Source organism: Streptomyces sp. NPDC001985 (genome assembly GCF_040296845.1).
In the GTDB taxonomy this organism is placed as follows: Bacteria; Actinomycetota; Actinomycetes; order Streptomycetales; family Streptomycetaceae; genus Streptomyces.
Genome location: NZ_JBEOYB010000025.1, coordinates 38269 through 56595 on the forward strand (window position 1 = coordinate 38269; position 18327 = coordinate 56595).

An 18327-nucleotide genomic window follows, 5' to 3' on the forward strand; every position below is an offset into this window, starting at 1 on the left:
GCGGGCACCGTACTGAGCCCCTGTGCAGGCGGCCGGGCGGTCCCGCCATCGCGGGCGTCCGGCGCGGCACCCTCGGAGATCCCCGAGCCTCCGAAATTCTCCTCCCCAATTTTGTCCGCATTTCAACTTCTTAGGTAGAATCCATATATGGAGACCGAGACGGCCACTCGCTGGCTGAGCGAAGACGAGCAGTGCACCTGGCGCGCCCACCTGGACGTCAGCAGGCTGCTGATGCACCAGCTCGAAAAGGACCTCCAGCCATTCGGCCTCACCAACAACGACTACGAGATCCTGGTGAATCTCTCCGAGTCGGCCGAGCACCGGATGCGGATGAGCGACCTCGCCGCCGCCACCCTCCAGTCCAAGAGCCGGCTCTCCCACCAGATCACCCGGATGGAGAGCGCCGGTCTGGTCCGCCGGGAGAACTGCGAATCGGACCGGCGCGGCCTCTACGCGGTCCTCACCGACGACGGCATGACGACCATGCGGAAGGTGGCACCGCACCATGTGGCATCCGTACGGAAACACTTCATCGACCTGATGACGCCGGAGGCACTGGCCGATCTGCGCCAGTCGCTCGCCCCGGTCGCCGACCACCTCCGCGGCAAGCGCGGCAAGAGCTAGGGTCTTCCGTCCGGAGCGGGCGGGCCGGGCCGGCGGGCCGGGCGAGATCCGGACGGGAGGTCGTGGGAACCTTCCTCCGGCCCGGGCCCGGCGGGGGCGGCGGGCAGGCGGAGCTCGAAGAGCGCGCCGCCGGCCGCCGCCCCGCCCACGGTGAGGCTGCCGCCGTGCCGCTCGGCCACATCGCGGGCGATCGCGAGGCCGAGCCCGGCGCCGCCGTCGTCCCGGGTGCGGGCGTCGTCGAGCCGGACGAACCGCTCGAAGATCCGCTCCCGCTCCGCCTCCGGCACCCCCGCGCCGTCGTCGGCGACCGCGAGCACCACCTGCCGGCCGTCCCCGCGGACCGTCGCGGAGACGGCGGTGGCCGCGTGCCGCTGGGCGTTGTCCAGCAGATTGCCGAGCACCCGGGCGAGCTGGGAGCGCGAACCGCTCACCTCCAGGCCCGGAACCGCCTCCACCATCACCGGAATCCGGTCGCTCATCCGCTGTGACGCCTCCTCGGACACCAGCGCCCCCAGATCCAGCCGGGCCAGACCCGGCTTCTCCCCGGCGTCCAGCCGCGCCAGCAGCAGCAGATCGGCGGCGAGCTGCTGGAGCCGTACGGTGTCCTCCACCGCGCCCGGCACATCCAGCAGCTCGGGGTGGGCCGCGCCCACCTCCAGCTGGGTGCGGAGCGAGGCGATGGGGCTGCGCAGCTCGTGCGAGGCGTCCGCGACAAAGCGCCGCTGGCGCTCCTCGGAGGACTCCAGGGCGGCGAGCGTCTCATTGGTCGTACGGGCGAGCCTGGCCACCTCGTCCCGGGAGCCGGGCACCGGGACGCGCCGGGAGAGATCGGCGGAGGCCGTGATGGCCGCCATCTCGGCGCGGATGCCCTCGACGGGCCGCAGCGCGCGCCGGGTCACCAGCCAGGTCACCGATCCGACGACCAGGAGCAGCACCGGGAGGCCGACCAGCATGGCGTCGCGCACGGTCTCCACCGCGCCCTGCTCGGTGGCGAGGGGCGCACCCGCGTAGACGGTGGCGGTGGTCCCGTCGTCGCCCCGGGTCGCCTCGACGGCGGCGAAGCGGTACGAGGCGGTGTCGCCGCGCACCGTGGCGCTGCCGCTGGTGAAGGCGGCCGGGCCCGCCTCGATCTGGCCGGGATCGGGCTCGTCGTCGTTCCGGTCGTCCTCGCCCCGGTCGTCGTCCCGGTCCCCGTCGCCGGAGTCGTCGCCCCGGTCGCAGGACTGTGCGCGCGGCTGGTCGCTGCCGGTGCCGGAGATCTTCTCCAGGCCCCGGCTCGCGGCGAGCACACAGCCGTTCCCGGCCACGATCTGGAGGGGCCGCTCCTCCCCGTCGGAGAGGTCGGGCTCGCGGTCGAGAGCGAACCGGGAGGCCGTCTCGCGGGCGGTGACCTCGGCCTGGAGGTCGGCGGCGCCGATGAGGTTGGACCGGAGCAGCAGCAGGACGGAGAGGCCGGCGGCGATCAGCGCGACGGCGACCACCACGGTGGCGCCGAGCGCGGCCCGGGCGCGTACGGATCTCATCGCGCGGCCACCAGCCGGTAGCCGGCCCCGCGCACGGTCTGGATGCGCGGGGCGCCCAGCTTCCGGCGCAGGGCGCTGATGTAGACCTCGATGATGTTGGGGTCGCCGTCGTAGGCGAAGTCCCAGACGTGTTCGAGGATCTGGGCCTTGCTGACCACGTCCCCGGCGCGCACGGCGAGTTGTTCGAGCACCGCGAACTCCTTGGCGGTGAGGGCCACCTCGTCCTCGCCCCGGAAGACCCGGCGGGCGGAGGTCTCCACCCGCAGATCGCCGACGGTCAGCACGGGCGAGCCGCCGGAGCGGCCCCGGCGGCGCAGCAGGGCCTTGACCCTGGCGACCAGCACGACATACGAGAAGGGCTTGGTCAGATAGTCGTCGGCGCCGGTGTCGAGCCCCTCCGCCTCGTCGTACTCGCCGTCCTTGGCGGTGAGCATCAGGATGGGGACCTCGTCGCCGGCGGCGCGCAGGGCGGCGCAGACGCGGTAGCCGTTCATGCCCGGCAGCATGATGTCGAGGATGAGGAGGTCGTAGGAGCCCTCGGAGGCCCGGTGGAGCCCTTCGAGCCCGTCGTGGACCACGTCCACGGCGTAGCCCTCGGCCGTCAGCCCCCTGGCGAGGGAGATGGCGAGCCGCTTCTCGTCCTCCACGATCAACAAACGCATGTGCACAGGGTCGCAAACCGAAGCTGAAGATCGCTTCAGGTGGCTTCAGGTTGCGTTCAGCCTCGCCCGGCCAGATTGGTCCCCGTCGAAGCAACCCGATCCGGGAGGACCCCTCATGAAGCGCAAGATCGCCGTCGCCGTCGCCGTCGCCGCCCTGGTGGGCGGGGGTGCCTTCACCGCCGTGGCGGCGTCCGGGGACGGCTCGGCGCCCACCTCGAAGATCACCGCGGCCGAAGCGGTGAGCGCCGCGCTGGAGAAGAAGTCGGGCGTGGTGGAGTCGGTCGGCCGGGACGACGACGGCGACGGGCAGTGGGAGGTCGAGGTCGTGGACACCCGGGGCCGCGGCCACGAGGTGCGGGTCGACGCGGAGAGCGGCAAGGCCTCGGCGCCGGTCCAGGACGACGACCGCGACGACGACCGGAACGACAAGGACGACCGGGACGACAGCCGGGACGACCGCGACGACGCGGTGCGCGAGGCCGGCGTGGACGCCGAGCGGGCCAGTGCGGCGGCGCTCTCCTTCCGCCCGGGCACGGTGACCGAGGTCGAGTTCGACGACGGCCACTGGGAGATCGAGATCCGCGGCGAGAAGGGCGGCGAGCACGAGGTCCGGGTCGACGCGACCACGGCGAAGGCGACGCTGGCGCGGGACGACGACCGCAACGACGGCGCGGACGACCGGGACGACAGCCGCGACGACCGTGATGACCGGGATGACCGGGACGACGACCGCGACGGCAAGGGCGACCGGGACGACGACCGCGACGACCGCGACGACAAGGACGGCGACGACCGGGACGACCGCGATGACGCGGACGACCGGAACGACGACCGCGACGACAGCTGATCAGCGCACCCACCGCGCCCCGGCGGCCCGGCCCGGACACGATTCCCGGCCGGGCCGCCGGGGCGCGGTGCGTCAGCGCACGCTCAGGAGCCGGTCACCCCCGCCACCAGCTCGTCCGCCGCTCGGTACGGATCGAGCTCACCGGCGACGATCCGGGCCGCCAGGGCGTCGAGCCTGCGGTCGCCGTGGAGGTCGCCGATGCGCTCCCGCAGGGCGGTGACCGCGATGGTCTCCACCTCGCCCGCCGCACGGCGGGTGCGGCGGGCCGTGAGCGCGTCGTGCTCCTCCATCCAGGCCCGGTGCTTCTCCAGGGCCTCGACCACCTCGTCCATGCCCTCGCCCCGCGACGCCACCGTCTTCACGATCGGCGGGCGCCAGTCACCGGGCGCGCGGGCCTCGCCCAGGCCCAGCATGTGGTTCAGCTCCCGGGCCGTCGCGTCCGCGCCGTCCCGGTCGGCCTTGTTGACCACATAGACATCGCCGATCTCCAGGATGCCCGCCTTCGCGGCCTGGATGCCGTCGCCCATCCCGGGCGCGAGCAGCACCACCGAGGTGTCCGCCTGGGCGGCGATCTCCACCTCCGACTGCCCCACCCCGACCGTCTCCACGAGGATCACCTCGCAGCCGGCCGCGTCCAGCACGCGGATCGCCTGCGGGGCGGCCCAGGCGAGACCGCCCAGGTGCCCCCGGGTGGCCATCGAGCGGATGTAGACCCCCGGGTCGGACGCGTGCTCCGACATCCGCACCCGGTCGCCGAGCAGCGCCCCGCCGGAGAACGGCGAGGACGGGTCGACGGCCAGCACCCCGACCCGCCGGCCCGCCCCGCGGTACGCGGTCACCAGCGCCGAGGTGGAGGTGGACTTGCCGACGCCCGGCGAGCCGGTCAGGCCCACCACGTACGCCCCTCCGGTCAGCGGGGCCAGGGCCGCCATCACCTCGCGCAGCTGGGGGGACGCCCCCTCCACCAGCGAGATCAGCCGGGCCACCGCCCTCGGCCTGCCCTCTCTCGCCTGGGCGACCAGCTGGGGGACGTCCACCATCTCGCTGCTCCTTAACCCTTGGCCGGTACGCGCAGGATCAGGGCGTCGCCCTGGCCGCCCCCGCCGCACAGGGCGGCCGCGCCCACACCGCCGCCCCGGCGCCCCAGCTCCAGCGCCAAGTGGAGCACGAGCCGGGCGCCGGACATGCCGATCGGGTGCCCCAGCGCGATGGCACCCCCGTTGACGTTCACTCTTTCCGGGGACACCCCGAGGTCCTTCATGGACTGCGCGGAGACCGCCGCGAAGGCCTCGTTGATCTCGATCAGGTCGAGGTCGCCGACGCCGATGCCCTCCTTGCCCAGGGCGTGCAGGATCGCGTGGGACGGCTGGGAGTGGAGGGAGTTGTCCGGGCCCGCCACATTGCCGTGCGCGCCGATCTCCGCGATCCACTCCAGGCCCAGCTCCTCCGCCTTCGCCCGGCTCATCACCACGACCGCGGCGGCGCCGTCGGAGATCTGCGAGGAGCTGCCCGCGGTGATGGTGCCGTCCTTCGCGAAGGCGGGCCGGAGCCGGGCCAGCGACTCCGCGGTGGTGTCGGGGCGGATGCCCTCGTCCCGGTCGAGGACGACCGGCTCGCCCCGGCGCTGCGGGATCTCCACGGGGGTGATCTCCTGGGCGAAGAGGCCGTTCTTCTCCGCGGCGGCGGCCCGCTGGTGGGAGAGGGCGGCCAGTTCGTCCTGCTCCTGGCGGCCGAGGCCGAGCCGGGTGTTGTGCGCCTCCGTCGACTCGCCCATGGCGATGTTCTCGAAGGCGTCGGTGAGCCCGTCGTGGGCCATGGAGTCGAGCATCTCGACGGCGCCGTACTTGAAGCCCTGGCGGGACCCGGGGAGCAGATGCGGGGCGTTGGTCATGGACTCCTGGCCGCCGGCCACGATCACATCGAACTCACCCGCCCGGATCAGCTGGTCCGCCAGCGCGATGGCGTCGAGCCCGGAGAGGCAGACCTTGTTGACCGTGAGGGCGGGGACGCTCAGCGGGATGCCGGCGGCGACGGCGGCCTGGCGGGCCGGGATCTGCCCGGCGCCCGCCTGGAGCACCTGGCCCATGATCACGTACTGCACCTGGTCGGGGGCGACCCCGGCCCGGTCCAGCGCCGCCTTGATGGCGAAACCTCCCAGGTCGGAGCCGGAGAAGGACTTGAGCGAGCCGAGGAGCCGTCCCATGGGCGTCCTGGCGCCCGCGACGATCACCGAGGTGGTACCGGTCGTTCCAGACATCAGACACGATCCCCTTCCGGCCCGGGGGCCGAGGAGTGAACGAGGGTTTACTTCAAATGTACTGAGCGGTTCGGCCACGGGTCACCGGCCCGTCGGTGTGATCGCGCGCACGTTGCGTAACCGGCCCGGCGGCGCTCCACTGGGCGGATGCTGACGCGAATCGACCACATCGGGATCGCCTGTCACGACCTCGACACAACTGTCGAGTTCTACCGGGCCACGTACGGCTTCGAGGTCTTCCACACGGAGGTCAACGAGGAGCAGGGCGTACGGGAGGCCATGCTGAGGATCAACGGCACCTCGGACGGCGGAGCCTCCTGGATTCAGCTGCTCGAACCGGTCCGGGAGGACTCCCCGGTGGGAAAGTGGCTGGCCAGGAACGGCGAGGGAGTCCATCACATCGCCTTCGGCACGGCGGACGTGGACGCGGACGCGGAGGCCGTGCGCGGCAAGGGCGTACGCGTCCTCTACGACGAGCCGAGGACCGGTTCGATGGGCTCCCGGATCACCTTTCTGCACCCCAAGGACTGCCATGGGGTGCTGACCGAACTCGTCACCTCTGCAACAGAGCACTGACCTGAGGATTCCCGGCCCGGTAGAGTGGGCGATTCCGGGCCGGGGCCGGGTCGGGGCCGTTGCGTGGCCTCTCACAGTGATCTGTCACCATTCCCCGGGGGGCCGTTCGCGGGCGAACGGTGCTTGTGTGGAGTCAGTTGCGACCAGGGGACGGATGGGACCGCGCAGTGCGGGGCTACGAACGCCAGGAGAGCCACCGAGCTGACGACGACCACCTCTCGCGGTTCGAAGCCGAGATGGACCGGCTGAAGACCGAGCGGGAGAAGGCCGTCCAGCACGCCGAGGACCTCGGCTACCAGGTCGAGGTGTTGCGCGCGAAGCTCCATGAGGCGCGCCGCAACCTCGCGTCCCGCCCCGCGTACGACAGCGCCGACCTCGGGTACCAGTCCGAGCAGCTGCTCCGTAACGCCCAGGTGCAGGCCGACCAGATGCGCCAGGACGCCGAGCGGGAGCTGCGGGAGGCGCGCGCCCAGACCCAGCGCATCCTCCAGGAGCACGCCGAGCACCAGGCCCGGCTCCAGGCGGAGCTGCACGCCGAGGCGAACCAGCGCCGCCAGCGGCTCGACCAGGAGCTGGCCGAGCGCCGCCACACCGTCGAGGCGCATGTCAACGAGAACGTCGCCTGGGCCGAGCAGCTCCGCGCCCGCACCGAGTCCCAGGCCCGCCGGCTGCTCGACGAGTCCCGCGCCGAGGCCGAGCAGTCGCTCGCGCAGGCCCGCACGGAGGCCAAGCGGGCCGCCGACGAGACCCGCCGGAGGATCGGCGCCGAGACCGAGGCGGCCCGCTCCGAAGCCGAAGCGATCCTGCTGCGCGCCCGCAAGGACGCCGAGCGGATGCTCAACGCCGCCTCCAGCCAGGCGCAGGAGGCCGCCACCCACGCCGAGCAGCTGCGCTCGTCGACCGCCGCCGAGTCCGACCAGGCCCGTGCGCAGGCGACGGAGCTGAGCCGGGCCGCCGAGCAGCGGATGCAGGAGGCCGAGGAGCGGCTGCGCGAGGCGCGGTCGGAGGCCGAGAAGGTGCTCACCGAGGCCCGGGACGCCGTCACCAGGCAGCTCACGGCCGCCGAGTCCGACACCGAGCAGCGCACCCGCACCGCCAAGGCGGAGATCGCCCGGCTGGTCGCCGAGGCCACCAGCGAGACCGAGGCGCTCAAGACCGAGGCCGAGCAGGTCCTGGAGGACGCCCGCGCCGAGGCCGAGAAGCAGCTCGCCACCGCCGCCGAGAAGGCCCGCACGGTCGCGGCCGAGGACTCCGCCGCCCAGCTCGCCAAGGCGGCCAGGGCCGCCGAGGAGATCCTCACCAAGGCCTCCGACGACGCCCGGGAGACCACCCGCAAGGCGGGCGAGGAGGCCGAGCGGATCAGGGGCGAGGCCGAGGCGGAGGCCGACCGGCTGCGCGGCGAGGCCGCCGAACAGGCCGACGAGCTGAAGGACACGGCCAAGGACGACACCGAGGAGTACCGCGCCAGGACCGTCGAACTCCAGGAGGAGGCGCGGCGGCTGCGCGGCGAGGCGGAGCAACTGCGCTCCGAGGCCGTCGCCGAGGGCGAGCGGATCAGGGGCGAGGCCCGCCGGGAGGCCGTCCAGCAGATCGAGGAGGCCGCGAGCACCGCCGAGGAGCTGCTCACCAAGGCCCGTACCGACGCCGATGAACTGCGCTCCTCCGCGAACGCCGACAGCGAGCGCAAGCGCACCGAGGCGATCGAGCGGGCGACCGCGCTGCGGCGGCAGGCCGAGGAGACCCTGGAGCGCACCCGCGCCGAGGCCGACCGGCTGCGCGAGGAGTCGCGGGAGCAGGCCGACGAGGTGCGCGAGGCCGCCGACCGGGCCGCCGCCGAGGCGCGCGAGGAGACCGAGCGGGCCGTGGCGGCCCGTCAGGAGGAGGCCGCGCGGGAGCTGTCCAGGCTCCAGGGCGAGGCCGAGTCCCGGCTGGAGGCGGCCGAGCGGAGCCTCGCCGAGGCCCGCGCCGAGGGCGAGCGGCTCCGCCGGGAGGCCGCCGAGGAGAACGAGCGGCTGCGCGGCGAGACCGCCGAGCGCGTCCGTGTGCTCCAGGCGCAGGCCGACGAGGAGGCCGACCGGCTCCGCACCGAGGCGGCGGCGGACGCCTCCACCGCCCGCGCGGAGGCCGAGAGCCTCGCCGTGACGCTGCGCAGCGACGCCGCGAACGAGGCCGAGCGGCTCAGGAGCGAGGCCCAGGAGACCGCCGGCCGGCTGCGCGCCGAGGCCGCCGCCGCCGCCGAGCGCATCGGCGCCGAGGCCGCGGAGGAACTGGCCGCCGCGCAGGAGGAGGCGCTGCGCCGCCGCCGGGAGGCCGAGGAGATTCTCACCTCGGCGCGCGCGGAGGCCGACCAGGAGCGGGAGCGGGCCCGCGAGCAGAGCGAGGAGCTGCTCGGGTCCGCGCGCCGGCGGGTCGAGGAGGCCCAGACCGAGGCGCACCGGCTGGTCGAGGAGGCCGACGGCCGGGCCACCGAGCTGGTGACGGCCGCCGAGCAGACCGCCCGTCAGGTGCGGGAGTCGGTCGCCGGGCTGCACGAGCAGGCCGAGCAGGAGATCACCGGGCTGCGGTCGGCGGCCGAGCACGCGGCCGAGCGCACCCGCGCCGAGGCGCAGGACGAGGCGGACCGGGTCCGCTCCGACGCCCACGCCGAGCGCGAGCGGGCCGCCGAGGACGCGGCCAGTGTGCGGGCCCGTGCCCAGGAGGAGGCCGAGGCGGCGAACGCGCTCGCCGAACGGACCGTCGGCGACGCCATCGCGGAGACGGACCGGCTGCGCGCGGACACCTCCGAGTACGCCCAGCGGATGCGGACGGAGGCGTCCGACGCGGTCGCCTCCGCCGAGCAGGACGCGTCCCGCACCCGGGCCGACGCCCGGGACGACGCCAACCGCATCCGCTCCGAGGCCGCGGCCCAGGCGGACCGGCTCGTCGGTGAGGCCACCACCGAGGGCGAGCGGATGCGCGCCGAGGCCCAGCAGGTCCTCGACGAGGCGCGCCAGGCCGCAGACAAGCGGCGCTCGGACGCCGCCGAGCAGGCCGACCAGCTCATCGCCGAGGCGAGCGGCGAGGCCGAGCGGCTCGTGGGCACGGCCACCGCCGAGGCCGAGCGGCTGGTGACCACCGCGACCGCCGAGGCCGAGCGGCGGGTGACCACCGCCACCACGGAGGCCGAGCGGCTCGTGGGCGAGGCGACGGCGGAGTCCGAGCGGATCAGGACCGAGAGCGCGCGCACCCTCGACGAGGCGCGGCAGGCCGCCGGGAAGCAGCGTTCGGACGCGGCGGAGCAGGCGGACCAGCTCATCGGCAAGGCCCGCACGGAGGCCGAGCGGATCGGCACCGAGGCCCGCGCCGGGGCCGAGCGGCTCGTGGCCGACGCGACCGCGGAGGCGGAGCGGCTGCGCGCGGACGCCACCGAGGCGGTGGGCGCGGCCCAGCAGGCCGCCGAGCGCATCAGGGCCGAGGGCCGCAGGGCCGGGGCGGACGCCGAGGCGGCGGCCGAGCGGCTGGGCGCCGACGCGCGCGCGGCGGCCGACCGGACCGTGGACGAGGCCCGGGAAGCGGCGGCCAAGCTCCGCAAGGACGCTGCCGAGCAGGCGGACCAGCTCGTCAACAAGGCCCAGGAGGAGGCGCTGCGCGCCGCCCTGGAGGCGGAGGAGCAGGCCGACACCATGGTGGGCGCGGCCCGCCAGGAGGCCGAGCGGCTGGTGGCCGAGGCGACCGTCGAGGGCAACACCCTGGTGGAGAAGGCCCGTACGGACGCCGATGAGCTGCTCATCGGCGCCCGCCGGGACGCCACGGCCATAAGGGAGCGCGGCGAGGAGCTGCGTACCCGGGTCGAGAGCGAGGTCGAGGAGCTGCACGAGCGGGCCCGCCGGGAGACCTCCGAGCAGATGCGGACCACGGGCGAGCGCGTCGACCATCTGATGAAGGCGGCGACCGAGCAGCGCGAGGAGGCCGAGCAGAAGGCCAAAGAGCTGCTGGCGGACGCCAACTCGGAGGCGAGCCGGGTGCGGATCTCGGCGGTCAAGCGGGCCGAGGGCCTGCTGAAGGAGGCCGAGCAGAAGAAGGCCGGGCTGACCCGCGAGGGTGAGACCATCAAGGCCGAGGCCGAGGCCGAGGCCAGGCAACTGGTCGAGGACGGAAAGCGCGAACTCGACGTACTGATGCGGCGCCGCGAGGACATTCAGGCCGAGATTTCCCGCGTACAGGATGTATTGGAGGCGCTTGGATTTGAAGCGCCGCCTGTCGGCGGCAAGCCGTCCGGCGGTTCCGGAAGCGGCGTCAAAGCCGGTGCCACAGCCGGGGTTACACGTTCCAGCGGCAAGTCCTCCGGCGGCTAGCCACTCAAAAGGCTGGACATTCTCCAGATCAAACCGGTATCCGCTCGATGACACGCCGTTCCGGCCCCTAGGATTCCCTCTATCACCTCACCGGTCTCATTCGACAGGAACCCCATGAGCGACACTTCCTCCCCCTTCGGCTTCGAGCTCGTGCGGCGTGGTTACGACCGCGGCCAGGTGGACGACCGCATCACCAAGCTCGTTGCCGACCGTGATAGCGCTCTGTCCCGGATCACCTCCCTGGAGAAGCGCATCGAGGAGCTCCACCTCGAAACGCAGAACGCCCAGGCCCAGGTCTCCGACGCCGAGCCGTCCTACGCCGGCCTCGGTGCGCGCGTCGAGAAGATCCTCCGCCTCGCCGAGGAGGAGGCGAAGGACCTGCGCGAGGAGGCCCGCCGCGCCGCCGAGCAGCACCGTGAGCTGGCCGAGTCCGCCGCTCAGCAGGTGCGCAACGACGCGGAGTCGTTCGCCGCCGACCGCAAGGCGAAGGCCGAGGACGAGGGCGTCCGGATCGTCGACAAGGCGAAGGGCGAGGCCCAGCAGCTGCGCAGCGAGGCGCAGAAGGACGCGCAGTCCAAGCGCGAGGAGGCGGACGCCCTCTTCGAGGAGACCCGCGCCAAGGCGGCCCAGGCCGCGGCCGACTTCGAGACCAACCTCGCCAAGCGGCGGGAGCAGTCCGAGCGCGATCTGGCGTCGCGTCAGGCCAAGGCCGAGAAGCGTCTCGCGGAGATCGAGCACCGCGCCGAGCAGCTCCGTCTGGAGGCCGAGAAGCTGCGGACGGACGCGGAGCGCCGGGCCCGTCAGACCGTGGAGACGGCCCAGCGCCAGTCCGAGGACATCGTGGCGGACGCCAATGCCAAGGCCGACCGCATCCGCAGCGAATCGGAGCGCGAGCTGGCGGCGCTCACCAACCGCCGCGACTCCATCAACGCCCAGCTGACCAACGTCCGCGAGATGCTGGCCACGCTGACCGGTGCCGCGGTCGCCGCGGCGGGCACCCCCGCCGACGACGAGCCGATCTCCCGCGGCGTCCCGGCCCAGCAGTCCCGCTGAGCCTGCGCCCCGGGCGCGGCGCCCCGTCCCTCCGGGGCCGGGCCGCGACAGAAAAATTTACGCCGAGCCCCCCGCCGGTCAACTGGCGGGGGGCTTCGCGTGCCCTTACCGTGGCCGCATGATCGAGCTGGATGGCCTCACGAAGCACTTCGGCGACAAGGTAGCCGTCGACCGTCTCTCGTTCCAGGTCAGACCCGGGGTGGTGACCGGGTTCCTCGGCCCGAACGGCGCCGGGAAGTCCACCACGATGCGGATGATGCTCGATCTCGACAATCCGACGAGCGGCAGTGTGCGGATCGACGGCAAGCACTACCGCGATCTGGAGGAGCCGCTCAAGTACATCGGCGCGCTGCTGGACGCCAAGGCGATGCACGGCGGTCGGAGCGCGTACAACAATCTCCTCTGTCTGGCGCAGGCGAACCGCATCCCCACCGCGCGGGTGTCCGAGGTGCTGGATGTCGTCGGGCTGACGGCGGTGGCGCGCAAGAAGTCGAAGGGGTTCTCGCTCGGCATGGGCCAGCGGCTGGGTATCGCCTCCGCGCTGCTGGGCGATCCGGAGATCCTGATGTTCGACGAGCCGGTGAACGGACTGGACCCCGAGGGAATCCACTGGATTCGCCATCTGATGAAGCAGCTCGCGAACGAGGGGCGGACCATCTTCGTCTCCTCGCACCTGATGAGCGAAATGGCGCTGACGGCGGATCATCTGATCGTGATCGGGCAGGGCCGGCTGCTGGCGGACACCTCGATGGCGACCTTCATCCAGGAGAACTCGCGCAGCTACGCCCGGCTGCGCTCACCGGAGCCGGAGCGGCTGCGCGATGTCCTGCACACGGCGGGGTTCACGGCGGTGGGCGCCGAGGGCGGCGCCCTGGAGATCGACGGGGTGTCGACCGAGCGGCTGGGCGAGCTGGCCGCCGAGCACGGGATCGTGCTCCATGAGCTCAGTGCCCAGCGGGCCTCGCTGGAGGAGGCGTTCATGCAGATGACGGCGGGTGTGGTGGAGTACCACGCACACGGTACGAGCGAGGGGCCGCCGCGGGCGGCGGTGCCCGGGCCCCAGTGGGGCCGGCGCCAGGAGAGCGGTAAGGGAGGAGTCTGACCCATGGCCTCGGTACCCGCGGTGCTCCGCTCGGAGTGGACCAAGATCCGTTCGGTCTCGTCCACGACCTGGACGCTGGTGAGCGCGTTCGTGGTGACGGTGGCGATGAGCGCCGCTCTCTGCGCGCTCTTCAACGCGACCTTCGACAATCTCTCCACCCGGGAGCAGCTCACCTTCGACCCGGTGCTGGTGAGCTTCTCGGGGATGACGCTCGGGCAGCTGGCGATGGTGGTCTTCGGGGTGCTGGTGGTCGGCACGGAGTACAGCTCCGGCATGATCCGCACCTCGCTGGCCGCGGTGCCGCAGCGCGGGACCTTCCTCTTCAGCAAGCTGGCGGTGGCCACGGGTCTGGCACTGGCCGTGGGTCTGGCGACGAGCTTCGCCTCCTTCTTCCTGGGGCAGGCGCTCCTGGGTGATCTGCGGACGTCGATCGGCGCGGACAATGTGCTGCGCGCGGTGATCGGCGGCGGGCTCTACATGGGGCTGATCGCGCTGTTCTCGATGGCGGTGGCGACGATGCTGCGCAGCTCGATGCTGGCGCTCGGCATCCTGATGCCGTTCTTCTTCCTGGTCTCCCAGATCCTGGCGTCGGTGCCGAAGGCCAAGACGGTCGCGCGGTACTTCCCCGACCAGGCGGGTTCCAGGATCATGCAGGTGGTTCCCGAGGCGCTGGGCAGCGACAAGGCTCCGTACGGGCCCTGGGGCGGACTCGGGATCATGCTGCTCTGGGTGGTGGTGGCGGTGGCCGGGGGGTACGCGGTGCTGAAGAAGCGGGACGCCTGACCCGCACGCCGGGCCCGCCCGCACCACCGACAGGATCGTGACCCATCCGTTACCGCTTGGCCGGAACTGCCGGAGGATGGATATCCTCCTCACTCTTACGGGGGTGTGCGGCCTGGTGGCCTGTGCCCCGATGACCGAAAGTCGATGGGGCTGGAGAATGATCGAGGCAGTCGGCCTGACGAAGCGCTACGGCGCCAAGACGGCCGTGTACAACCTTTCCTTTCAGGTGAGGCCCGGTGCGGTGACCGGATTCCTCGGCCCCAACGGCGCCGGCAAGTCCACCACCATGCGCATGATCCTCGGGTTGGACACCCCGACCGAGGGCAGTGTGACGATCGGGGGCCGCCCCTTCCGGCAGACCCCCAACGCGCCCCGCCAGGTCGGCGCGCTGCTCGACGCCAAGGCCGTGCACGGCGGGCGCAGCGCCCGCAACCACCTGCTGTCGCTGGCGCAGCTCTCCGGCATCCCGGCCCGCCGGGTGGACGAGGTCCTCGGTGTCGTCGGCCTCCACGAGGTGGCCAAGCGGCGCTCCAAGGGCTTCTCGCTCGGCATGGGCCAGCGGCTCGGCATAGCGGCGGCCCTTCTCGGCGACCCCCAGGTGCTCCTCTTCGACGAGCCGGTGAACGGTCTGGACCCCGAGGGCATCCTGTGGGTCCGCAATCTGATGAAGCAGCTCGCGTCCGAGGGCCGTACGGTCTTCGTCTCCTCGCACCTGATGAGCGAGATGGCGCTGACCGCCGACCATCTGATCGTGATCGGCCGGGGACAGCTGCTGTCGGACATGAGCGTCGGCGAGTTCATCTCGGCGAACTCCGCCGACTTCGCCCGGGTGCGCACCCCCGACACCGAGCCCCCGCTGCGCGAGAAGCTGTCCTCCGCGCTGACCGGGGCCGGCGGCCAGGTCATGACCGAGCCGGACGGCGCCCTGCGGGTCATGGGACTCCCGCTGCCGAGGATCAGCGAGCTGGCGCACGGCTGTGACGTACGGCTGTGGGAGCTGTCGCCGCACCAGGCCTCGCTGGAGGAGGCGTACATGCGGATGACCCAGGGCGCGGTCGACTACCGCTCGTCCGCCGACGAGAAGGCCGGGCTGATGCAGCAGCCGCAGCCCGGTTTCGGTCCGCCGCCGCCCCAGCAGCAGATCCCCGAGGTCCCGCAGCAGGGCTGGTACGCCCCGCCGCCGCCCCAGCCGGGGAGCAATCCGTACGCCGGCGATCCGGGCCCGAGCGCTCAGGGAGCCGCCGCCCCGGCCGCTCCCCCGGCCGCCGTGCCCGCCGATCCGTCCAAGCCCGAGGACCCCCGATGACCACCCCCTACCAGCAGCAGGGCGCGCCCGTCGCCTCCTACTCCTCGCCGATCCCGGTCCGCAAGGCCCATCTCGGCGACGCCCTCGCCTCCGAGTGGACCAAGATACGGTCCGTGCGGTCCACGATCTGGACGCTGGGTGTGCTGGCGCTCCTGGTCGTCGGCATCGGTCTGCTGGTCGCGGTGGCCATCAGCGGGAGCGAGACCGATCTGGCCGGCCAGTCGGTGCTCTCGCTCGGCTTCTTCGGCGTCCTGCTCGGCTCCCTCTGTGTGATCACGCTCGGGGTGCTGACGATCGCCTCGGAGTACGGCACCGGGATGATCCGGACCACGCTGACCGCCTGCCCCTCCCGGAGCCGGGTGCTGGCCGCGAAGGCGATCGTCTACTTCCTGCTGGTGCTCACCGTCCATCTGGTGCTCACCCTGGTCGTGGGCGCGCTCCAGACGTCGATGATCGGCAGCGGCTCCGCACCCACGAGCGAGGAGTGGTTCCGCGCCACCTTCGGTGTCAGCTTCTACGTCGCCTGCCTGGGCCTGCTGGCGATGGCCGTCGGCTCGCTGATCCGCCACTCGGCCGGCGCGATCACGATCATGCTCGGGGTGCTGCTGCTCCCGCTCGTGGTCGGGATGTTCATGTACGGGGAGTCGCTGCGCGAGATCCAGACCGCGCTGCTGGAGTACTCGATCCCCAACCAGCTCGGGGTGCTCTACGACAACACGGTGACGGAGTCGGGACCGCAGGGCTGGGAGCCGCTGTGGATCGCGATCGGTGTCACCGCCGCCGCGCTGACCGCCGCCTTCGTGGCCCTGAACAAGCGCGACGTCTGACCCGGCCCGGCGGGCGGTGACGCCCGGACCGGCCGGCCGTTCAGCGCCTGGGCGCGTTGCGGGACCGCTGCACCCTCGTGGTGCGGCGGTCCTTCGCGTTCCAGCACGCCTTGTGCCAGTGGCGCCGGTCGTCCACCCCGCCGTGCTCGGGCCACGCCACCACGTGCGGCACACCGGACGGGATCTCCTGGTCGCAGCCGGGGCAGCGGTAGCGCTTGCCGAGGGCGCTCGCGCCGGCGACATGGCGCACCGACCACTCCTCGCCCTGCCAGGACTCGGTACGGCCGAAGCCGCCGTACCGGTCGCCCGGTTCACCGGTCGGTGCGGAGAGCTTGTCGCCACCCTTGGGGTGGTTGCGGCGCGGGGACACGTTGTACACCTCACGGGGCAAGTGGGGACGATTCCTGACGCGTCCAGCCTACGGGCCGCGCCACCGGGTACACGTACGGTGCGCCCCACAAGGCGCCGCCCCCACCGGGGGTGTTACCGGAAAATCGCAAGAATTTTACGAGCGGCCGTGCCCATGGCACGTGTCAGACGTTAGTGCGGACAGGGGGAGTGACGCGTCGGGCCGCAAGGAGGCAGAAGTCGATGCGCGTGGGTACGTTTGTCCTGGCCGCTCAGTTCCCGGGTCAGGGGCAGGGGGAGGCACTGCACCGGGCGGTGCGCTCCGCCGAGGTCGCGGAGGAGTCCGGGCTCGATTCGGTCTGGCTGGCCGAACATCACTTCGTCCCGTACGGGGTCTGTCCCTCGGCGGTGACACTCGCCGCCCTGCTGCTCGGCCGCACCCGGAGGATACGGGTGGGGACCGCCGTGAGCGTGCTGCCCAGCGCGCATCCGGTGGCCCTCGGCGAGCAGGCCGCACTGCTCCATCTCACCAGCGGGGGCAGATTCTCGCTGGGGGTGGGCCGGGGCGGGCCCTGGGTCGATCTGGAAGTCTTCGGAGCGGGCCTCGCGGCATATGAAACGGGGTTCCCCGACTCCCTGGACCTGCTGCTGCGCTGGCTGCGCGAGCCCGCCGTGGGCTCCGCGTCGGAGCGGTTCCCCTTCCGCGAGGTGCCGGTGGTGCCCCGGCCCGACGAGCTGATCGGCGGCCCGCCCCGGGGGCCCGAGGTCATAGTCGCCTGCACCTCGCCGGGGAGTGTGCGGCTGGCCGCCGAGCGCGGGCTGCCGATGCTCCTCGGCATGCACTGCGGCGACGAGGAGAAGGCGGAGATGGTCGCCCTCTGGCGGCGCCACGCCCTGGAGGCGGGCCGGCCGGCGGACGAGGTCGCGGGGGCCGCCCATGTGTCGGCGGGCGTGGTCCAGCTCGCCGACAGCGCGGCCGAGGCCGGCGAGACCCTGCTCAAGTCGATGCCGGGCTGGCTGAAGCAGGGACTGGACGCGCACACCACCGTGGACGGCCGGGCCCGCGCGATGCGCGATCCCGTGGCGTACACGGAACTGCTCTGCCGGCTCCATCCCGTGGGCCCGCCCCGGCTGGCCGCCGACCGGCTGGCGGCGACCTCGGAGCGCACCGGCATCAGCCGTTTCGCACTGCTCGTGGAGGGTTCGGGCGATCTCTCGGCGACGGAGGAGAACGTACGGCGGCTGGGTGAGGACGTACTGCCCCTGCTGAGCTGAGCACGGGGCCTCCCCCGGTCCCCCGGAGGAGACGCCCGGGCCGGGCGCGAGGGCGGGGCCCGGCGGGGCCGAGCCCCGCCCGGCTCGCCCTGACCGGCCCACTGCCGCTCCCCGTCGACCGCGCCTGCCGCGACGTGGAGCGGCAGCTCACGATCTCAGCAGTCGCGCAGTGTCGGCGACTGATTGAGCAGCTGCCCCCGGATGGAGGTGAAGCGGGCCAGCCGCTCGTCGGCCGAGGGGTCCAGCGGGAACACCGCGACGCGGTGGCAGTTCTGGAAGGCCAGGCGCACGCCGAAGTGCCGTTGCAGCGCACCACGGATCGCATCACTCGCGAGCGCGCGCAGCAGCTGGCCGCGTGCCTGCTCGTCCGGGGGCGGCGTCTGGTTGTCGGCGAACTGGCCGCCGTCCACCTTCAGCTGGGCCACCAGGGAACTGACCATCTCCCAGGCATAGGGCAGGGAGGTCCGGACGCAGTCGACGAAGGCTGCTTCGTCGACCTCGCCTCGCTCGGCCTGTTCCAACAGAGCCGGTGAGACGTCGAGCGACATGGGTTCTCCTCTCGCGACCCCGGAACCGGGGCCTTGGGCAGGGAAGAAGGCACCGAAAAGTAACGTCATGCGCATGACGCATGACAACACAGAGTACGCGCTCGGCGACCTCCCGCATCAACGGTAAGTGCGGGCTGCGTGCCGCACCAGGAGAGGGGGAGGACAACCGGCCAGAATCCCGCGGGGTGGGCGGAGGTGTCCCGAGCGGTCTGCGCCAGGCGCGGTGGGCCCGCGCGGCGGGGGTGCGTAGGGGGAATCGCGC

At 72.7% G+C, this 18327-nt stretch carries 16 protein-coding genes; 10 read left to right on the forward strand and 6 right to left on the reverse strand.

All coding sequences use genetic code 11. From position 1 onward, the window contains the following. The first annotated feature begins 147 nt into the window (after positions 1-147). Positions 148-624, forward strand: a complete 477-nt coding sequence (locus ABT122_RS13705; RefSeq protein ID WP_351550159.1) for a MarR family winged helix-turn-helix transcriptional regulator — start codon at positions 148-150, stop codon at positions 622-624. Here ABT122_RS13705 and ABT122_RS13710 read toward each other — a convergent pair. Then, positions 621-2147, reverse strand: coding sequence for a sensor histidine kinase (locus tag ABT122_RS13710; RefSeq protein ID WP_351550161.1), 1527 nt, complete (start codon positions 2145-2147; stop codon positions 621-623). The genes ABT122_RS13705 and ABT122_RS13710 overlap by 4 nt on opposite strands. Beyond that, on the reverse strand, positions 2144-2809 hold the full coding sequence (locus tag ABT122_RS13715; RefSeq protein ID WP_351550164.1) for a response regulator transcription factor: 666 nt from the start codon (positions 2807-2809) through the stop codon (positions 2144-2146). Before ABT122_RS13715 ends, ABT122_RS13710 begins: the two co-directional genes overlap by 4 nt. Before the next feature lie 115 nt (positions 2810-2924). Here ABT122_RS13715 and ABT122_RS13720 point away from each other — a divergent pair, with 115 nt between their 5' ends. Continuing rightward, positions 2925-3656: a PepSY domain-containing protein gene (locus ABT122_RS13720; protein ID WP_351550167.1), complete on the forward strand. Its 732-nt coding sequence runs from the start codon at positions 2925-2927 to the stop codon at positions 3654-3656. An 83-nt stretch (positions 3657-3739) separates the two neighbouring features. Here ABT122_RS13720 and meaB read toward each other — a convergent pair whose 3' ends face one another. Beyond that, positions 3740-4696: a methylmalonyl Co-A mutase-associated GTPase MeaB gene (gene meaB / locus ABT122_RS13725; RefSeq protein WP_351550170.1), complete on the reverse strand. Its 957-nt coding sequence runs from the start codon at positions 4694-4696 to the stop codon at positions 3740-3742. An 11-nt stretch (positions 4697-4707) separates the two neighbouring features. Then, a complete protein-coding gene (locus tag ABT122_RS13730) occupies positions 4708-5913 on the reverse strand; it encodes an acetyl-CoA C-acetyltransferase (RefSeq protein WP_351550173.1) in 1206 nt (401 codons plus the stop codon). A 147-nt stretch (positions 5914-6060) separates the two neighbouring features. On the opposite strand from ABT122_RS13730, the gene mce reads away from it, so the two are divergent. From mce to ABT122_RS13765, 7 genes are all read left to right on the forward strand, one after another. Continuing rightward, a complete protein-coding gene (gene mce / locus ABT122_RS13735; RefSeq protein ID WP_351550175.1) occupies positions 6061-6489 on the forward strand; it encodes a methylmalonyl-CoA epimerase in 429 nt (142 codons plus the stop codon). Between the two features lie 167 nt (positions 6490-6656). Further along, positions 6657-10823 (forward strand): polarized growth protein Scy, encoded by a 4167-nt coding sequence (scy, locus tag ABT122_RS13740; protein WP_351550177.1) that lies wholly within the window; start codon positions 6657-6659, stop codon positions 10821-10823. Positions 10824-10937: 114 nt separating this feature from the next. Next, entirely contained in the window at positions 10938-11876 is a 939-nt protein-coding gene (locus ABT122_RS13745; protein ID WP_351550179.1) for a coiled-coil domain-containing protein, read from the forward strand. A gap of 118 nt (positions 11877-11994) precedes the next feature. Next, complete coding sequence (locus ABT122_RS13750) at positions 11995-12978, forward strand: ABC transporter ATP-binding protein (protein ID WP_351550182.1); 984 nt, start codon at positions 11995-11997, stop codon at positions 12976-12978. A gap of 3 nt (positions 12979-12981) precedes the next feature. After that, entirely contained in the window at positions 12982-13761 is a 780-nt protein-coding gene (locus ABT122_RS13755; RefSeq protein ID WP_351550185.1) for an ABC transporter permease, read from the forward strand. Positions 13762-13918: 157 nt separating this feature from the next. Further along, entirely contained in the window at positions 13919-15067 is a 1149-nt protein-coding gene (locus ABT122_RS13760) for an ABC transporter ATP-binding protein (RefSeq protein WP_351550188.1), read from the forward strand. Next, complete coding sequence (locus ABT122_RS13765; protein ID WP_351550191.1) at positions 15064-15894, forward strand: DUF2705 family protein; 831 nt, start codon at positions 15064-15066, stop codon at positions 15892-15894. The genes ABT122_RS13760 and ABT122_RS13765 overlap by 4 nt, the downstream gene beginning before the upstream one ends. A gap of 40 nt (positions 15895-15934) precedes the next feature. On the opposite strand, the gene ABT122_RS13770 is transcribed toward ABT122_RS13765, so the two are convergent. After that, a complete protein-coding gene (locus ABT122_RS13770; protein WP_351550293.1) occupies positions 15935-16264 on the reverse strand; it encodes an Rv1322 family protein in 330 nt (109 codons plus the stop codon). Between the two features lie 221 nt (positions 16265-16485). Here ABT122_RS13770 and ABT122_RS13775 point away from each other — a divergent pair, with 221 nt between their 5' ends. After that, positions 16486-17517, forward strand: a complete 1032-nt coding sequence (locus ABT122_RS13775; protein WP_351550193.1) for an LLM class flavin-dependent oxidoreductase — start codon at positions 16486-16488, stop codon at positions 17515-17517. A 155-nt stretch (positions 17518-17672) separates the two neighbouring features. Here ABT122_RS13775 and ABT122_RS13780 read toward each other — a convergent pair whose 3' ends face one another. Beyond that, positions 17673-18065: an SCO5389 family protein gene (locus ABT122_RS13780; protein ID WP_351550196.1), complete on the reverse strand. Its 393-nt coding sequence runs from the start codon at positions 18063-18065 to the stop codon at positions 17673-17675. Positions 18066-18327 lie beyond the last annotated feature (262 nt).